Below are 16,017 nucleotides of genomic sequence, written 5' to 3'. Positions count from 1 at the left end.
GAAGAGGGCATGCCCGCCGCCCCGCCTGCCGAACCCGCCCGCCCGCTCGCCTGGCTCGACGACCTGACCCTCGCCGTCATCTTCCTGACGCGCGTGCCCCTGCGCCTGCGCCACCCGCCGGCGCCGGACGGGCTGGCCCGCGCCATGGGCTGGTTCCCGCTGGTGGGGGCCGCGGCGGGGGCCGCCGGGGGCGGCGTCTACGCGCTCGCAGCCCTTGCCAACCTGCCGCCGCCGGTCGCCGCCCTGCTGGCGGTGGCGGCCATGGTGTGGCTGACGGGGGCGCTGCATGAGGACGGGCTGGCCGACGTGGCCGACGGATTCGGCGGCGGCCGCGACCGGGAGCGCAAGCTGGAGATCATGCGCGACAGCCGCGTCGGCACCTACGGCGCCGCGGCGCTGGTGCTGACGCTGGGTCTGCGGGTGGCGGCACTGGCGGCCCTCGCCGGACCGGGGGCGGTGACGGCGGCCCTGGCGGCGGCGGGGGCGTGCTCGCGCGCCGCGGTCCCCGTGGTGGCCCGCACCCTGGCTCCGGCCCGGCGCGACGGGCTGGCGGCCACGCAGGCCAACCCGACGGCCGGCCGGGTGGTGCTGGCCCTCGCTCTGGCGGCCGGAGTGACGCTGGCGACGGCGGGAGCGGCGGCCCCGGCGGCCTGGGCGGGGGCGGCGCTGGCCGCCGCCGCGGTTGCCGGGCTGGCGCTGCGCCAGATCGGCGGCTACACCGGGGATGTGCTGGGGGCGGTGCAGCAGGCGGCGGAGATCGCCGTGCTGCTGGTGCTGGTGGCGCTGCGGTGAGGATGACGAGGACCCGATGACGGTGGTGACGACGCGCTGGTGGCTGATCCGCCACGCTCCGGTGGTGAACCCCCGCCGGCTGATCTACGGGCAGTCGGACATCGACTGCGACACCGGCAACGCCGACGCCTTCGCGGCCCTGGCCGGCGGGCTGCCGCGCGGCGCGGTGTGGCTGGTGACCCAACTGCTGCGCACCGGGCTGACCGCCGCGGCCATCCGGGCCGCCGCCATCCGCGCCGCCGGACTCCCGGACCCGCTGTCCGAGCCGGCGGTGGAGCCCGACCTGGCCGAGCAGCATTTCGGCGCCTGGACCGGCCTGACCCATGACGAGTTGCACGCCCGCGGCGACGCCACCGTCCACCGCTTCTGGATCGCCCCGGCCAGCGAGCGGCCGCCGGGGGGCGAGAGCTTCGCCGACGTGGTCGCCCGCGTCGGTGCTGCGCTGGAGCGCCGGACCGCCGCCCACGCCGGGGACGACGTGGTGGCGGTGGCCCATGGCGGGTCGATCCGCGCCGCCCTGGCCCACGCCCTGTCCCTGGACCCCGAGGCGGCGCTGCGCCTGCGCATCGACACCCTGTCGCTGACCCGGATCGACCACATCGCGGTGGACGGCCATCCCCCGGCCTGGCGCGTGTCCGGTGTCAACCTGCCGCCGGGGGCGGTGTTGCCGGAAGGGTGAGGTGCCGCCGGCCCTATCGCCCCGGCGCGCCGACCCTTTGCTCCTCGTCGGCGATGCGCTGGAGCAGCCGGGCGTCCTCGTTGGTCATGGCGACGACGATGCAGCCGGTGCTGTCGCCGTTGCGGAACAGGTAGATCATCCGCGGATCGGCCAGCTTCCCCTCGTCGCGCAGGTTCAGGCCGTGGCCGAACGCCACCCCCAGCACGTCGCGCTTGAAGATGGCGCGGAAGCGCATCGGCAGCAGCTCGCGGAAGCGGCGTTCGGCGCAGGCCTTGGACAGCTCCTTGTCGATGCGCCCGGCGGTGCGCCAGTCCTGGTTCACCCGGATGGTCACCCACTGCGGCGGCAGCGGGAAGCGCATGACCGGCGGGCTGAGCGGCAGGTCGTATCCGCCCGGCGGCAGCGGCGCCATGTGTCCGGGATCGGTGCGCTCCAGCGGGCCGGAGCGCGCCGCGGGTGCGGCCAGGAGAAGCAGCCCGGCCAGCGCCGCCCGTGCCGCGTTCATCGTGCCCATGCTCATCCTTCCGCCGGCCCTGTTCCGGCAGGGTAGGGAATCGTGGCTAACGAATCCCTAATCGCTCCTCATGCGGTGGGCCGTTGCGCGAAGCCGCCGGGGCCGGGGTCCTCGGCCGGTTCCACCGCGATGTGGACGACACGGGCGGCCGGCGGGCCGGCGCGGCAGTCCACGAGCATCCGTTCCACCGCGTCGCCGGAGCCGGCGAACACCGCCTCCACCGTTCCGTCGGCGCGGTTGCGCACCCAGCCGCGCAGGCCCAGCCCGGTCGCCCGCTCCACCGTCCAGCCGCGGTACCACACCCCCTGCACCCGCCCGTGGATACGGACCCGCACCGCCCGGGGTTCGTCCTGTTCCATGCCGTTCGTTCCTCGCTTCGCACCGGCAGCTATTGTGGGCACGGCGGGCGCGATGCGCCAGGAGATGGCGTGCCCCGCAGCCTTTGACGGGCCGGCGGTTTCCTGCCAATGTCCCGGCCTTTCCTCCCGTCCTCCGTCCGGTGCACCGCCATGAGCCAACCGCAGCCCGCCCTGTCGTTCGAGGAGATCCGCGCGCTCGTCCGCAACCTGCCGGGCCCCGACCTGGATGCGGGTACCGCCGCCGTGCAGCGCGAGCGCCAGCTCACCAAGCCGGCCGGCGCGCTCGGCCGCCTGGAGGGCCTGGCGGAGTGGCTGGCGACCTGGCAGGGCCAGCACCCGCCCGTCATCCAGCGCCCGCGCGTCGCGGTGTTCGCCGGCAATCACGGTGTGGCGGCCCGCGGCGTTTCCGCCTTCCCGGCGGATGTGACGGCGCAGATGGTCGCCAATTTCCAGAACGGCGGGGCTGCGGTGAATCGGCTGTGCGAGGTGGCGGATGCCGACCTGCGCGTCTACGAGCTGGACCTGGAGCACCCGACCCGCGACTTCACCACCGCCCCCGCCATGGACGAGGAGGAATGCTGCCGCGCCATGGCCTACGGCATGATGGCGGCGGAGATGGGCATCCACCTGCTGGCGCTGGGCGAGATGGGCATCGGCAACTCCACGTCGGCCGCCGCCCTGTCGCACGCCCTGTTCGGCGGGGCCGCGCGCGACTGGGTGGGCCGCGGCACCGGTGTCGACGACGCCGGGCTGGAGCGCAAGGTGGCCGCGGTGGAGGCGGGCCTCGCGGCCAACCCCGAGGCCCGGGACGATCCGTTCGAGGCGCTGCGGCGCCTGGGCGGCTATGAGCTGGCGGCCATCGCCGGGGCGATCCTGGCGGCGCGCATGGCGCGTGTGCCGGTGGTGCTGGACGGCTATGCCTGCACCGCGGCGGCGGCGGTCCTGCACAAGGCCGACCGCCGGGCCCTGGACCATTGCGTCGTCGCCCACCGCTCGGTCGAGCCCGGCCACGCCCGCTTGTTGGAGGCCATCGGCAAGCAGCCGCTGCTTGACCTCGGCATGCGCCTGGGCGAGGGGTCGGGGGCGGCGCTCGCCATCCCCGTCCTGCGGGCGGCGGCGGCCTGCCACGCGGGCATGGCGACCTTCGCCGACGCCGGCGTGAGCGGGCGCGTCGGCGGCTAGGCCGGCCCTTCCATCGGCGCGAGTGACCGTGCTATTTTGCACGCGTTTGTATTCGCGGGGGGCTCTTGGCCGACGAGGACCTCAAGCGCCTGCTCGGCGGGCTGATCCAACGCTTCGACGAGGTGTTGCCGACGCTTGCCACGAAAAAGGACCTGGAGCGCTTTGCGACCAAGGAGGACATCGCCCGTCTCGAAGGGCGCATCAACGGCCCTGAACACGGCACGCTGAAGCGGATCGAGGCCGAGCAGCAGCCGATTGAGGAGATGACCGGCGTCGCGTGGATATCGGAGATCGCCCGCCTTGACGGCCGGAGCGATCAGCTTGCTCTGGACGTCCCGCTCGGCCGCAAGGCGGCGGCCGGCTGAACCGCTTCCCCTCCCGTGAGAGCCGGCCGCCTCACTCCCGGGGGCCGGGGGATGGCGGGGCGGTGCCGGCGACCTGCCGGCGATCGGTGGCGGTGCACCGGTACTCGTAGGACAGCTCGCGGTATTGGTGCCGGGCGCGGACCATGCCCGCCAGGATGGCGGCTTGCTGGGCGCAGCGCGCTTCCGTGGGGTAGGGGAGGGGCACCGTCATGTACTCGCACGCCCGCAGGGCGACGCAGGCCACCACGAACAACTGGAACATGCTCCGGGTCCCCCTCGGCAACGAATCCGTCACCGAAGCGTAACGGTGTTGTCACGCACCGTGCAAGGGAGTCGGACGGGCAGCCCCGCAAGGTTCAGAGCAACCCGTCGGCATAGTCGGTGATGAGGGCCGAGAGGAAGAGGTCCAGCAGCAGCAGCGCCGCCGCGGTCGGGCCGGCGATGTCCAGGGACGTGCGCATCACGAACCACTGGTAGGTCAGCATCGCCATCATCGCGCCGAACACCACCCCTTCGGCGATGCCGGAGGGCAGCAGGGCGCTTTCGGCCAGCAGGACGGCCGGGAGATAGACGCTCATCTGCACGACCGACGACCAATTGTAGGCGCACAGGAAGCCGGTGTAGCGGTCGGCGCGGTCGAGCATGGCGGCGATGGTGATCATCGCCACCGGAAAGGCGGTCCAGCTCACCACGTAGGCGATGGACTCCACCACCAGGAAATGCATGACCGGCACGGTCTGCATCTCTTCCCACAGGCGCAGGCTCAGCAGCACGGCGTAGGCCGGCAGCACCACCAGGGCGGCGTAGAAGGACTTCGCCGCCCCTTCCGGCGTGCGGTCGAAGTAGTCGAGCCCGGCCGCGTCGAACCGCGCCAGTCGGAAGGCGCCGAACACCGAATAGGCGAAGTCCCGGGCGGTCAGGGTGATCATGTCGGGGGTGTCACGCGGACGGTTGCGTCGGTGCCAGCCGGACGAAGGCGTCGCGGATGATGGCGCCATAGATGTCGGTCAGCGCCGCCAGGTCGTCCAGGGCGACGTGTTCGTCCACCTTGTGCATGGTCTGCCCGACCAGGCCGAACTCCACCACCGGGCAATGATCCTTGATGAAACGCGCGTCCGAGGTGCCGCCGGTGGTCGAATACTCCGGGCGGTGGCCGGTCACCTCCGCCACCGCATCGGCCACCAGTTCGGTCAGGGGGCCCGGCGGCGTCAGGAAGGACTCGCCGCTGCAATAGCAGTCCAGATCGTACGCCCCGCCCACGGCGTCGAACGTGCGGCGCAGCCACGCCTCCAGCGCCGCGGGGGTGTGCAGGTCGTTGAAGCGGATGTTGAAGGTGGCCTTGCCCAGGGCGGGGATCACGTTGTTGGACGGGTTGCCCACGTCGATGGTGGTGAGCGCCAGGGTCGAGGGCTGGAAATGGGCATTGCCCGCGTCCAGCGGGTCGCGGGTGATGGCGTCGAGCATGCGCACCAGCCGCGGCAGCGGATTGTCCGCCAGGTGCGGGTAGGCGACGTGGCCCTGGATGCCCTGCACGCTCAACCGTCCGGTGAAGCTGCCGCGCCGGCCGATCTTCATCATGTCACCGAGGCGGCGGGGGTTGGTGGGCTCCCCCACCAGGCAGGCGTCGATGCGCTCGCCCCGTTCGCGCAGCCAGGACAGCACCTTGCGGGTGCCGTTGATGGCCATGCCCTCCTCGTCGCCGGTGATCAGCAGGCTGATGGAGCCGGCGGGCGGGCCGCCGGCCGTCAGCGCCCGCGCCACCGCCGCGACGAAGGCGGCGATGGCGCTTTTCATGTCGACGGCGCCGCGGCCGTAGAGGTTGCCGGCATGGATCTCCGCGGCGAACGGGTCCACCGACCAGCCCGCGGGATCGCCGGGCGGCACCACGTCGGTGTGCCCGGCGAAGCAGAGGTTGGGGCCCTGCGTCCCCAGCCGGGCGTAGAGGTTGTCCACCGGCTCCGTCCCCGGCTCCTCGAAGCGCAGGCGGTGGCAGGCGAAGCCCAGCCGCTCCAGCGCCGTCCCCAGCACGTCCAGCGCGCCGGCGTCGGCCGGCGTCACGCTGGGGCAGCGGATGAGGGCGCGGGCCAGCGCGACGGGATCGTCGGGGGACGCAAGGGCGATCATCAGTCGCGCAGCAGTTCGTTGATGGAGGTCTTGGCGCGCGTCTGCGCATCCACCCGCTTGACGATGACGCCGCAGGCCAGGTTGGGACCGGGCGACCCGTCGGGCAACGGCTTGCCGGGCATGGTGCCGGGGACCACCACCGAATAGGCCGGCACCCGGCCCACGAACACCTCGCCGGTGGCGCGGTCGATGATCCGGGTGGTGGCGCTGATGAAGACGCCCATGGAGAGGACCGAGCCCTGCTCGACGATCACGCCCTCCACCACCTCGGACCGGGCACCGATGAAGCAGTCGTCCTCGATGATCACAGGGTTGGCCTGCAGAGGCTCCAGCACGCCGCCGATGCCGACGCCGCCCGACAGGTGGACGTTGCGGCCGATCTGGGCGCAGCTTCCCACCGTCGCCCAGGTGTCCACCATGGTGCCGGAATCAACGCGCGCGCCGAGGTTCACGAAGCTCGGCATCAGCACGACGCCGGGGGCGATGTAGGCGGAGCGCCGCACCACGCAGCCGGGAACGGCGCGGAAGCCCGCGGCCCGGAAGCGGGCGTCGTCCCAGCCGGCGAACTTCGACGGCACCTTGTCGAACCACACCGCACCGCCGGGGCCGCCTTCGATGATCCCCATGTCGTTGAGGCGGAAGGACAGCAGCACCGCCTTCTTCAGCCACTGGTTGACCTGCCAGCCCTCGTCCGTCTTGTGCGCCACCCGCAGGGTGCCGGCGTCCAGGCCGGCCAGCGCCTCGTCCACCGCCTCGCGCACGGCGCCGGTGGTCGACGGGTTGAGCGTGTCGCGCGTCTCCCACGCGGCGTCGATGGCGGATTGGAGCGTGGCGTCGGTCATGGGGATCCCCTGGCGTCCGAAGGCGGAAAAGCGGCGAAACATGGGCCGGCGACCGGCGGCTTGTCAACCGCGCAGCCCGGCGCGGACTACCATACGAGACGCACGCTGTCGAACGGAGCAGCCACAGTGAAAGCGACCAAAAACCTTATATTGCGGTGCACAAATTCTTTCGGGGATGCCCCACCCAAGAGCTTGGCGGGTCCGTCCGGCGTAATTCCTCACGCGCTTCGCCCGATTCTTCTGAAAATCGGATGGAACCGGCGTCTTTGCCCTTGCCAAACAGGCCATGATACTGGACTATAGTCGCCGACAGTGCCGCTTGCGCCGTCGAGGCCCGAGTTGGGGAGGAACGTCACCAAACCGAGCGCCTTCAAAGGCGCCGACATAGGGCGATCGGTGTGGGTCTTCCCCCGGTAACGCCCGCGAAAGATGGCGGGGAAGCCGGCGCTTCCTCGCCATTTTCACGTCGGCATCGCATTCTTATGACGGTTCGGGGGCGGTCCCGATGCCTTCCAGCCAGGCCACCAGATCATCGACCGCGTGGTCGATGTGGCTGCCGCTGCCCACCCCGCCCCGGTCGGGCCGGGCCCAGTCGGCGTCGGTGCGCACCCACACGGTGGTCATCCCCATGGCGTGGGCCGGCACCAGGTTGCGGGCGATGTCCTCCACCATGCAGGCGCGGGTGGGGGCGATGCCGTGACGCTCCACCAGGGTGCGGTACGGCCGCGGGTCGGGCTTGGGCACATAGCCGGCCTCGACGATGTCGTAGACGGTGTCGAAGTGGCGGCTGATCCCCAGCCGGTCCGTGATGTTGGCGGCGTGGCGGGTGGAGCCGTTGGTGTAGATGACCTTGCGCCCCGGCAGACGGTCCAGCGCGCGGTCCAGCCGGGGGCTGGGCGGCACCGGGGTCACGTCGATGGCGTGCACGTGGTCGAGGAACGGCACGGGGTCGATGTCGTGTTCGACCATCAGCCCGCGCAACGTCGTGCCGTGGTCGCGGAAATACCGTTTCTGCAGGGCCCGCGCCTCATCGCGGGGTATGCCGAAATGCATGGCGATGAACTCCCCTATGCGGCGGTCGACCTGAGCGAACAGGTTACAGGACGCCGGGTAGAGGGTATTGTCGAGGTCGAAGATCCAGACCTCGATGTCGGTCAGGGCGGTGCTCATGCCGCGACAATGGGGCCGCCGGTCCGTTCGGGCAAGGCTGTTTCGCCGCAGGCCGGGGTCGGTTGCGCAGCAGCATGGACATCGTTAGCCTGCACGGGTGAGCCGCCGCATTATGCAACCGCCGGACCTGTTCGTGGATACCGTACCGCTCCCCGCAAGCGATTCCGCATCCGGTTCCACCGCCGCGTCGGCGACCGACGCGGCGGTGTCCATGGTGCTGGCCGGCTTCCCCGGTCCGGCGATGCGGATGGCCGGCGAGGGCACGGTGACCGCCGCCAACGCCGCGGCGGCCCTGCTGCTGGAACAGGACCCGTCGTGGATCGGCGAGGTCCGCCTGTGGCTGGAGGGGGCGAGCGTGGCCCCCGGCCTGCGCTCTTTCCCCGTGAACGCGGCGCGCGGCACGCTCATCGTGGAATGGGCGGCGACGCCTCAATCCGACGGCTCCATTCTGCTGTTCGGCCGGGACGCCACCCTGGAACGCCAGCTTCGCCAGACGCTGACCGAGTCGCGGCGGCGCTACAAGGACCTGGTGGAGATCTCCAGCGACTTCGCCTGGGAAACCGGACCGGACGGCCGTTTCGTCTTCGTCACCCCGAAGGGCGCGCTGGGCTACGGGGCGGAATCGCTGATCGGTCGCGATCCCCGCGACCTGGTGGTGGAGGAGTGGGGCGACCTGCCGCTTCCCTTCGACAGCCGGCGGCCGGTCGACCAGACCGAGTTGTGGCTGAAATGCGCCGACGGCTCGCCGGCCTGCGTGGTCGCTTCGGCCCTGCCGCTGTTCGCGGCGGGCGGCCGCTGGGTCGGTGCCCGGGGCGTGTGCCGCGACATCACCGAGTCGGTGATCCGGTCGGCGGAGCTGGCGCGGGTGCGCAACCGGGAAAAGCTGCTGGCCCACATCGTCCACACCCTGCGCAACCGGCTCGACGCCGGCGAGGCGCTGGACCTGGCGGCGGCGGAAACGGTGCGGGCGCTGGGCGCCGACGGTTGCCGGATCTACCGCGCCGGCGAGGGCGGCGAATTGGTGCCCGTCGCCGATTTCGGCGGCGGCCCGGCGCCGGAGCCCGAGGTCCTGCGGCCGTTTCTGACGCGGGCCGCCGCGTCGGAGGCGCCGGTGCCGGGCGCGGTGGAGAACGAGCGCCTGATGGTCTGCCGGACCGAGCACCAGCGCTCCGTCAACGGGGCGGTGGCGGTGTGGCGCGGCGATGACGGCGATCCCTGGGACGAGGAGGACCGGCAGCTCATCGCCGGGGTGGCGGACCACATCGGCATCGTGCACGCCCATTTCGCCTACCAGGAGCGGCTGCGCCGCCTGTCGGAGCGGGACGGGCTGACCGGTCTGTTCAACCGCCGCACCTTCTTCGAACGGCTGGCGGAGCAGCTCAACCGGACCGAGACGGGGCCCTCGGCCCTGCTCTACGTCGACCTGGACAATTTCAAGGCCGTCAACGACCTGCGCGGGCACCAGCACGGAGACGCGGTGCTGAAGGCCGTCGGCGCCCTGCTGTCCAACGGGGTGCGCCCCGGCGATCTGCCGGGGCGCCTGGGCGGCGACGAATTCGTGCTGTGGCTGGGCCGCACCGACGCCGAGCGCGCCCGCGTCGTGGCCGATCGCCTGCTGGCCGGTTTCGCCGGCCTGGTCCACCTGTCGGCGGCGCCGGACAAGCCGCTGGGGCTGTCGATCGGCATCGCCGTGCACCGGCCCGGCGCCGGCGAATCGGTGCAGGAACTGACCGACCGTGCCGATGCCGCCATGTACGCGGCCAAGGCCCGCGGCAAGGGCAGCTACACCATCGCCCCCGACCCCGTCCCCGCGCCGGAGACCGCCCCGTGACCGTCCGCTCGCCGACGTCCCTCGACCCCGGCGACTACGAAGCCGCCAAGGCGATGGTGCGCAGCACCGACCCGGAGGTGCGCCGCCGCGTCGCCGAGCATCCCGAAGTCCGGCCGGAGCTGCTGTACTTCCTGGCCGCCGACGCGGCCGCCGAGGTGCGCCGGGCGCTGGCCACCAACGACCGCACCCCGCGCCAGGCCGACCTGATCCTGGCCAGGGACGCCGAGGAGGCGGTGCGCGGCGCGCTCGCCCGCAAGATCACCCGCCTGGCGCCGGACCTGCCGGCCGACCAGCTTTCGCAGATCGAGCGGATGACGGTGGAATGCCTGGAGACGCTGGCCCGCGACCAGGCCGGCGAGGTCCGCTGCATCCTGGCCGAGGCGCTGAAGGACCTGCCCAACGCACCTCACGCGGTGATCAACGCCCTGGCCCGCGACGTCGAGTTGCAGGTGTGCGGTCCCGTTCTGCGGCACTCGCCCATCCTGACCGAAGAGGATCTGCTCGACATCATCCTCACCGGGCCGGTGGCGGGCGCGCTGTCGGCCATCGCCAACCGCCGCGACGTGTCGGCGTCGGTGGCCGACGCCATCGCGCGCTCCGACGACGAGGCGGCGGTGGCGGAACTGCTGGCCAACCCCTCGGCGCAGATCCGCGAGGAGACCCTGGACCGCATCATCGACGATGCGCCGCGCCACGAGCCCTGGCACAGCCCGCTGGTCCGGCGGCCCCGGCTGCCGGCCGGCGCGGTGGCCCGGCTGGCCAGCTTCGTCGCCGACAACCTGCTGAAGGTGCTCCAGGAGCGCTCCGACCTGGATCCCGCGGCGGCCCGCCACCTGGCGGAGGTGGTGCGCGAGCGGGTCGGCCGGGGGGGCGTCGGCAACGGCCGGGCGGGTGGCCCGGTGGATCTGTGGGCCGACGGCGAGGCCCGTGCGGAGACCCCGGAGGAGCGGCCGGCCGACCGCGCCGCCCGGCTGTTCAAGGAGGGCAAGCTGACGGAATCCCTGCTGGATGGGGCGCTCGCGGACGGCGACCGGGGCCTGGTGATGGCCGGCCTGGCGGAGCTGTCGGGCATCCCGCTGGCCACCGTCGACCGCATCATCGCCACCCACGCGCCGCGGGCGGTCACCGCGCTGGTGTGGCGGGCCGGCCTGTCCATGCGCTTCGCCCGCCAGGTGCAGTTGCGCCTTGCCCAGATTCCGCCGAAATCGGCCCTTAATGCGCGTGACGGCGTTCACTACCCGATGCCGGACGACGAGATGCGCTGGCAGCTCGAGTTCTTCGGCGTCGATACCACGACCTCCTGAGCCGTCCGGCGGAGCCCAACCCATGCGCAGGCTGATTCTCGCCCTGTCCCTTGCCCTGGCCGTTCCCGTGGCCGTCGCGGCACCGCCTGCCGCGGTCGCGGCTCCCGCACCCCGCACCGGGGAGGAGCGGGCGGTCGCCGCGGTGTTCGACGAGGCGCGCGCGGCGCTGGCGGCCGGACGCGGGGCGGCGGTGGTGCCGCTGCTGTCGCGGGCCTCGCAGGACGCGCTGGAGCGTGTGCGCACCGCCGCCCGCGCCGGCGACCGCGCCAGCCTGGTGGCGCTGGGTCCGGCGGAGAAGTTCGCCGCGCTGGGTCTGCGCCGCCACCTCAGCGCTGCGGAATTGCGGCGCATGAAGGTCGCGGACATCGCCGACCACGCGCTGGCCAAGCGCTGGCTCGGCCCCGACGCCATTGCCGACAGCGCGCTCGGCCCCGTGCGGGTGGCCGGCGACCGTGCCTCCGCCCTGCTGCTGGTCCGCAACAAGCCGTCGCCCGTGCCCGCCGACTTCGTGCGGGAGAACGGGGCGTGGCGGATCGACGTCACCGGCGTGCTGAAGTTCGGCGGCGCCATGCTCCAGGGCATGGCGGCCATGGCCGGGAAGTCGGAGGAGGCGTTCATCGCCGACCTGCTGGACCAACTGGCGGCGCGGCGGACGCCGGCGGCCCTGCGCTGATCGGCGCGGCACACCGCGGCTCCCCGGGGTAAGCCCCCTGCGACCGCGGTGCGTCCCTTGCGGTCGGTTGCGTATCCCCAAGGTTTTGCGTAGCATGCGGCGCGCACGCACTAAATTTTGGTGCCGCCGATGGTCGCTCCCGATGGTTTCCCCTTTGATCCGCCGGACGGCCCGTTCGGACCGGGAGGTCTGTCGGCGCGGGCCGGCGGCGCGGCGGCACCGTCCTGCGCGGTTCCCTGCTTCCCCGATTTCCATGACGCGGTGCTGCGCCTGGCGGCGCGGCGCGGCTGCGACGCCGGGGCGCTGGCGGCGGCGGCGCTGCTGGTCACCCCCGACATCGCCGGGATCGACGACCCCGGCGCGCCGGCCGACGGCGAGGCGACGGCGGTGCTGGCGGTGCTGGCGGAGCACCCGGCCGAGCCGGCGGTGATCCGCCGGGCGCTGGCGGCGGCGCTGGCGCTGGCCGACCCGCAGGCGTGGCGTCTGGTCCGCGGCGCCGACCTGTCCCGGCTGGAAGCGCAGGTGCAGGTGCTGGACTACCGCAACAAGGCCCTGGTCAACGCCCTGGAGCGGGTCTCCTTTCAGCCCCTCGACGGCGGCCTCACGCAGGTGCGCGACGCGGCCCGGCTGTTCGGCTTCGTCAACGAATGGTGCTTCGACGAGGATCGGGTGGTCCGCCGCTTCCGCGAACTGGCGCCGGTCTATCACCCCGACACCGGCGTCGTCGGCTGCCGCGACCGCATGGTCCAGCTCATCGAGGCGCGCAACCTGCTCATCCGCCATGTCCGCACCGCCTACACCTCGGGCGCATGGGCGCGCCGGAGCGGTTCAAATGCCTGACCCGGGATGACGGGTCTGTGATCAGCGCCCGGGGTCCAGGATGGTCGCCATGCTGCGCTCCAGCGCCCCGGCGGAGAACGGCTTGTGCAGGATCGTCACCGGGGCGTCGAAGTCCGGCGCGTCGGCGTAGCCGGTGACCAGCAGCACGGGAACGTGCGGCGCGACGCGGCGGGCTTCGCGGACCAGCGTGGCGCCGTTCATGCCGGGCATGGCGAAGTCGGTCACCAGGGCGTCGACGGCGGTGCCGTCGCGCAGAATGGCCAAAGCGGTGTCGCCGCCGTCCGCCTCCACCACCCGATAGCCGAGGCTTTCCAGCAGGGCCGCCGTTCCCATGCGCACCACCGCGTCGTCATCGACCAGCAGGATCGTCTCACCGCCGGCGCGCCGTGCCGGCTCCGGCGGTGCGGGGTTTTCCTCCTCCCCGGCGTCCCGCTCTTCCCGCGGCACCCCCGGCAGGTAGAGGGTGACGGTGGTGCCGCGGCCGGGGGTGCTGGCGATCCACACGCCACCGCCGGACTGGGCCGCCATGCCGTGCACCATCGACAGCCCCAGGCCCGATCCCTTGCCGATCGCCTTGGTCGTGAAGAACGGTTCGAAGGCGCGCTCCAGCGTGGCCCCGTCCATGCCCGCGCCGTCATCGGCGACGCTCAGGACCACATAGTGGCCGGGGGCGATGTCCGGCGGCCGTCCGGGCTCGCCGCGATGGTCGACGACGGTGTTGCCGGCGCAGAGCCGCAGGTGGCCGCCCGACGGCATGGCGTCGCGGGCGTTGATCGCCAGGTTGAGGATCGCCGATTCGAGCTGGCCCCGGTCGACCATGGCGTCGGCGGTGTCCGGCGCCACCTCCACCGTGATGCGGATCATGCCGCCGAGCGAGCGTTCCAGCAGCGGCTCCATGCCTTTCAGAAGCTCACGCAGACCGGTCGGACGGGGCATGAGCGCCTGGCGCCGTGCGAAGGCCAGCAGGGACTGGGTCAGGGCGGCGCCGCGATCGACGGACTGGCGGGCGGCGTCGAACAGGGTGCGCGCCCGGCCGTCGGGGACATGGCGGTCCAGCATGAACAGGCCGCTGCCGATGGCCTGGAGCACGTTGTTGACATCATGGGCGACGCCGCCGGTGAGCCGGCCCATGATCTCCAGCTTGCGGGCGTGCAGCAGCGCCTCCTCGGCGCGGCGCCGCTCGGCGATCTCGGCGCTCAGTTCCCGCGTCCGCTCCTCCACCCGGCGTTCCAGACGCTCCGCCGACAACTCGATCTCCCGCAGGTGGGAGCGCGTGCGGTACTGCCGTTCCCGCGCCCGCAATGCCGCCCGGGCGGCGCTCTGCAGGGCTTCCGCGTGCATCGGCCGCTCCAGCAGCGTGACGTTTCCCAGCCGTCCGAACAGGGCGCGGCGGTCGCGGCCTCCCGGCTGATCGCCCCGCGAGGTCAGCACCAGGACCGGCAGGTCCGACCACGGCGGCTGCGCGTCGAGGCAGGCGAGGAGGGGCGCCACATCGGCCGACAGGGCGATCTCGGATACGATGAGCCCGCTGGCGTCGGCATCCAGCGCGTCACAGACGGCGGGCAGGTCGGCGCAGACGCGCGTGACGATGCCGATCTCGCCCAGCACGAACCCGATGACCTCGGCATCCCGTCCTTCGGGAGCGAGCAGGAGAAAGGGCGCCGGTGCAGGGTATCCGGTCATGGCGGGTCTGATCAGCCGGATTGGGGCCGGGGGGTCAGCAACGGGTCCCGCGATCCGTCGTAAGCAGGAACGCCCGTGAGGATGCCGTGGAAGTCCATCAGGCGCGGACCCACCTGCATGCCGTCGGGGAACAGCCTGAATTCCCGGATCGACAGCTCATGGACGCCGGCACGCTTCTTGACGACCGAGATCGCCTTGCGGACCTCGCCACCGACCTCGAAGAAGCGCAGCAGCACAACGGTGTCGCTCATGAACGACAGGTCGACCGGGTTCTCCACATCGCCGATGACGCCCTGCTGGGCGAGGACGAGGATGGTCACCACACCCTGGTTGTTCAGGTAGGTCAGCAACTCGTGCATCTGAAGCGTCAACGCCGTCTCTTCCGGCATGGTGGCGAGATAGGAATTGAGGCTGTCGATGACCACCAGGCGGGCGCCGTGGTCCTCCACCTGCCGCCGGACCTGCCAGACGAATTCGCCGGGCGAAAGGCGGGACGGGTTGGCGCGGGTCCAGCTCAGGTCCCCCCGGCGAACCGATTCCGCAACGTCCAGGCCCAGCGCGATGCTGCGCATGGACAGGGTGGCGAAGGTCTCATCGAAGGAAAAATAGGCGGAGTGTTCGCCCCGCTGCACCGCCGCCATCACGTATTGCAGGGCGATGGACGATTTCCCGGCACCCGAGGGGCCGACCAGCATGGTGGTGGTCCCGCGGGTGATGCCGCCGCCCATCAATTCGTCGATCGCGTCGAGGCCGCTCGACACCGGCTCGGGTGCGAACGCTGCACGGTGCTCGTCGGCGATCAGGCCGGGGAAGACCAGCACATTGCCCGGCGTGATCGCGAAGTCGTGCCAGCCGCTCTGGTATTCGGCTCCCCGCATCTTGGCGATCCGCAGGCGCCGCCGCGCCGCGCCGTAGGTGCGCTCGATCTGCTCCAGCGACATCACGGAGTGCATCAGGCTGTGCAGTTCCCCGCCACCCTGCGGGCCGGTCAGATCGTCGAGGACCAGCGTCGTGCAGCGGCGGCCCTGCAGAAACTGCTTCAACGCCAGGATCTGGCGCCGGTACCGGAGATGGTCGCGGGCGAGCAGGCGCAGCTCGGACAGGGAGTCGATCACCACCAGATCCGGCGCGTCCTGTTCGATGCGGTCGGTGATCAGGCGCATGGTCTCGCCGAGGTCCACCTCGGCGGGGTAGAGGACGCTCTGCTGGCGCTCGAGCTGGGCTTCCAGGGGGATCAGGTCGAAGATGCCGATCCCGTCGAGCGACCAGCCGTGGCTGGCGGCGGAGGCGCACAGCTCGGCCCGCGATTCCGAGAGGGTAACGTAGAGACAGCGGCGGCCGTCACGCTGCCCCTGCAGCAGGAACTGCAGGGCGATCGTCGTCTTGCCGGTTCCCGGCGCCCCTTCCAGCAGATGGAGCCGCTCCTTCGGCAATCCGCCCCGCAGCACGAGGTCGAATTCGGGGATGCCGGTGAGGATGCGGTCCATCGGTTTCGGTTCGGGCATGCGCGTCTCCTTCCGCCATGATGTGTCGGAACGGACACGGCGGGCAGAAGGTCCCGAGCCGAAACCATCAGGCGGCGGCGGGCGTCATACGGTTTCCGCCTGAAGGCTTCAACCGTATGCCCCTTTCAATGAAGGCCTTTCGGGTTTGACGGCT

The 16,017-nt window shown here is 72.0% G+C and carries 17 protein-coding genes; 8 read left to right on the top strand and 9 right to left on the bottom strand.

From position 1 onward, the window contains the following. The first annotated feature begins 9 nt into the window (after window positions 1-9). Together cobS and G472_RS0107795 are read left to right on the top strand one after the other, a co-directional pair. Complete coding sequence (gene cobS / locus G472_RS0107800) at window positions 10-792, top strand: adenosylcobinamide-GDP ribazoletransferase (RefSeq protein WP_029007930.1); 783 nt, start codon at window positions 10-12, stop codon at window positions 790-792. 16 nt (window positions 793-808) lie between these two features. Continuing rightward, the gene (locus G472_RS0107795; protein ID WP_029007929.1) at window positions 809-1,471 is read left to right on the top strand and encodes a histidine phosphatase family protein; all 663 of its coding nucleotides are present in this window, start codon (window positions 809-811) and stop codon (window positions 1,469-1,471) included. 13 nt (window positions 1,472-1,484) lie between these two features. Here G472_RS0107795 and G472_RS31900 read toward each other — a convergent pair whose 3' ends face one another. Together G472_RS31900 and G472_RS0107785 are read right to left on the bottom strand one after the other, a co-directional pair. Further along, window positions 1,485-1,985: a hypothetical protein gene (locus G472_RS31900; RefSeq protein WP_051340552.1), complete on the bottom strand. Its 501-nt coding sequence runs from the start codon at window positions 1,983-1,985 to the stop codon at window positions 1,485-1,487. Window positions 1,986-2,053: 68 nt separating this feature from the next. Beyond that, window positions 2,054-2,344 (bottom strand): acylphosphatase, encoded by a 291-nt coding sequence (locus G472_RS0107785; protein WP_029007928.1) that lies wholly within the window; start codon window positions 2,342-2,344, stop codon window positions 2,054-2,056. A gap of 150 nt (window positions 2,345-2,494) precedes the next feature. Between G472_RS0107785 and cobT the strand changes: the two genes are divergently transcribed. Further along, a complete protein-coding gene (gene cobT, locus G472_RS0107780) occupies window positions 2,495-3,526 on the top strand; it encodes a nicotinate-nucleotide--dimethylbenzimidazole phosphoribosyltransferase (RefSeq protein ID WP_029007927.1) in 1,032 nt (343 codons plus the stop codon). Window positions 3,527-3,591: 65 nt separating this feature from the next. Further along, complete coding sequence (locus G472_RS0107775; protein WP_029007926.1) at window positions 3,592-3,891, top strand: hypothetical protein; 300 nt, start codon at window positions 3,592-3,594, stop codon at window positions 3,889-3,891. A gap of 31 nt (window positions 3,892-3,922) precedes the next feature. On the opposite strand, the gene G472_RS0107770 is transcribed toward G472_RS0107775, so the two are convergent. The 5 genes from G472_RS0107770 to G472_RS0107750 form a co-directional block, all read right to left on the bottom strand. Continuing rightward, window positions 3,923-4,153, bottom strand: coding sequence for a hypothetical protein (locus tag G472_RS0107770; RefSeq protein ID WP_029007925.1), 231 nt, complete (start codon window positions 4,151-4,153; stop codon window positions 3,923-3,925). A gap of 94 nt (window positions 4,154-4,247) precedes the next feature. Further along, the gene (locus G472_RS0107765; protein WP_029007924.1) at window positions 4,248-4,820 is read right to left on the bottom strand and encodes a hypothetical protein; all 573 of its coding nucleotides are present in this window, start codon (window positions 4,818-4,820) and stop codon (window positions 4,248-4,250) included. Between the two features lie 10 nt (window positions 4,821-4,830). After that, the gene (gene dapE, locus G472_RS0107760; protein ID WP_029007923.1) at window positions 4,831-6,015 is read right to left on the bottom strand and encodes a succinyl-diaminopimelate desuccinylase; all 1,185 of its coding nucleotides are present in this window, start codon (window positions 6,013-6,015) and stop codon (window positions 4,831-4,833) included. Continuing rightward, a complete protein-coding gene (gene dapD, locus G472_RS0107755; RefSeq protein WP_029007922.1) occupies window positions 6,015-6,857 on the bottom strand; it encodes a 2,3,4,5-tetrahydropyridine-2,6-dicarboxylate N-succinyltransferase in 843 nt (280 codons plus the stop codon). The genes dapE and dapD overlap by 1 nt, the downstream gene beginning before the upstream one ends. A 480-nt stretch (window positions 6,858-7,337) precedes the next feature. Continuing rightward, window positions 7,338-8,027 carry a pyrimidine 5'-nucleotidase gene (locus tag G472_RS0107750; RefSeq protein WP_035691477.1) on the bottom strand — a complete coding sequence of 230 codons (690 nt, stop codon included), beginning with the start codon at window positions 8,025-8,027 and terminating at the stop codon, window positions 7,338-7,340. Window positions 8,028-8,160: 133 nt separating this feature from the next. Here G472_RS0107750 and G472_RS31895 point away from each other — a divergent pair, with 133 nt between their 5' ends. The 4 genes from G472_RS31895 to G472_RS0107730 all read left to right on the top strand — a co-directional run bounded on the left by G472_RS31895 (window position 8,161) and on the right by G472_RS0107730 (window position 12,675). After that, entirely contained in the window at window positions 8,161-9,858 is a 1,698-nt protein-coding gene (locus G472_RS31895) for a sensor domain-containing diguanylate cyclase (RefSeq protein WP_245593418.1), read from the top strand. Continuing rightward, window positions 9,855-11,162, top strand: a complete 1,308-nt coding sequence (locus G472_RS0107740) for a DUF2336 domain-containing protein (RefSeq protein ID WP_029007920.1) — start codon at window positions 9,855-9,857, stop codon at window positions 11,160-11,162. The genes G472_RS31895 and G472_RS0107740 overlap by 4 nt, the downstream gene beginning before the upstream one ends. A 22-nt stretch (window positions 11,163-11,184) precedes the next feature. Then, window positions 11,185-11,835: a hypothetical protein gene (locus tag G472_RS0107735; protein ID WP_084536513.1), complete on the top strand. Its 651-nt coding sequence runs from the start codon at window positions 11,185-11,187 to the stop codon at window positions 11,833-11,835. 129 nt (window positions 11,836-11,964) lie between these two features. Further along, window positions 11,965-12,675, top strand: coding sequence for a hypothetical protein (locus tag G472_RS0107730; protein ID WP_029007918.1), 711 nt, complete (start codon window positions 11,965-11,967; stop codon window positions 12,673-12,675). Between the two features lie 21 nt (window positions 12,676-12,696). Here G472_RS0107730 and G472_RS0107725 read toward each other — a convergent pair whose 3' ends face one another. Both G472_RS0107725 and G472_RS0107720 read right to left on the bottom strand, forming a co-directional pair. Next, on the bottom strand, window positions 12,697-14,358 hold the full coding sequence (locus G472_RS0107725) for a response regulator (protein WP_029007917.1): 1,662 nt from the start codon (window positions 14,356-14,358) through the stop codon (window positions 12,697-12,699). 11 nt (window positions 14,359-14,369) lie between these two features. Next, window positions 14,370-15,863: an ATPase domain-containing protein gene (locus tag G472_RS0107720; RefSeq protein WP_029007916.1), complete on the bottom strand. Its 1,494-nt coding sequence runs from the start codon at window positions 15,861-15,863 to the stop codon at window positions 14,370-14,372. Window positions 15,864-16,017: the final 154 nt, after the last annotated feature.

The sequence above is a fragment of the Azospirillum halopraeferens DSM 3675 genome (assembly GCF_000429625.1).
GTDB classification, from domain to species: domain Bacteria; phylum Pseudomonadota; class Alphaproteobacteria; order Azospirillales; family Azospirillaceae; genus Azospirillum; species Azospirillum halopraeferens.
This window is presented reverse-complemented; position numbering and strand designations above follow the sequence as displayed.

Excerpts from the sequence above, each read along its gene's own strand:
- G472_RS0107765 (WP_029007924.1), bottom strand. The coding sequence starts at position 4,820 with ATGATCACCCTGACCGCCCGGGACTTCGCCTATTCGGTGTTCGGCGCC.
- dapD (WP_029007922.1), bottom strand. The coding sequence starts at position 6,857 with ATGACCGACGCCACGCTCCAATCCGCCATCGACGCCGCGTGGGAGACG.
- G472_RS0107770 (WP_029007925.1), bottom strand. The coding sequence starts at position 4,153 with ATGTTCCAGTTGTTCGTGGTGGCCTGCGTCGCCCTGCGGGCGTGCGAG.
- G472_RS0107795 (WP_029007929.1), top strand. The coding sequence starts at position 809 with ATGACGGTGGTGACGACGCGCTGGTGGCTGATCCGCCACGCTCCGGTG.
- G472_RS0107750 (WP_035691477.1), bottom strand. The coding sequence starts at position 8,027 with ATGAGCACCGCCCTGACCGACATCGAGGTCTGGATCTTCGACCTCGAC.
- G472_RS0107785 (WP_029007928.1), bottom strand. The coding sequence starts at position 2,344 with ATGGAACAGGACGAACCCCGGGCGGTGCGGGTCCGTATCCACGGGCGG.
- dapE (WP_029007923.1), bottom strand. The coding sequence starts at position 6,015 with ATGATCGCCCTTGCGTCCCCCGACGATCCCGTCGCGCTGGCCCGCGCC.
- G472_RS0107720 (WP_029007916.1), bottom strand. The coding sequence starts at position 15,863 with ATGCCCGAACCGAAACCGATGGACCGCATCCTCACCGGCATCCCCGAA.
- G472_RS31900 (WP_051340552.1), bottom strand. The coding sequence starts at position 1,985 with ATGGGCACGATGAACGCGGCACGGGCGGCGCTGGCCGGGCTGCTTCTC.
- G472_RS0107735 (WP_084536513.1), top strand. The coding sequence starts at position 11,185 with ATGCGCAGGCTGATTCTCGCCCTGTCCCTTGCCCTGGCCGTTCCCGTG.
- G472_RS0107725 (WP_029007917.1), bottom strand. The coding sequence starts at position 14,358 with ATGACCGGATACCCTGCACCGGCGCCCTTTCTCCTGCTCGCTCCCGAA.
- cobS (WP_029007930.1), top strand. The coding sequence starts at position 10 with ATGCCCGCCGCCCCGCCTGCCGAACCCGCCCGCCCGCTCGCCTGGCTC.
- cobT (WP_029007927.1), top strand. The coding sequence starts at position 2,495 with ATGAGCCAACCGCAGCCCGCCCTGTCGTTCGAGGAGATCCGCGCGCTC.
- G472_RS0107730 (WP_029007918.1), top strand. The coding sequence starts at position 11,965 with ATGGTCGCTCCCGATGGTTTCCCCTTTGATCCGCCGGACGGCCCGTTC.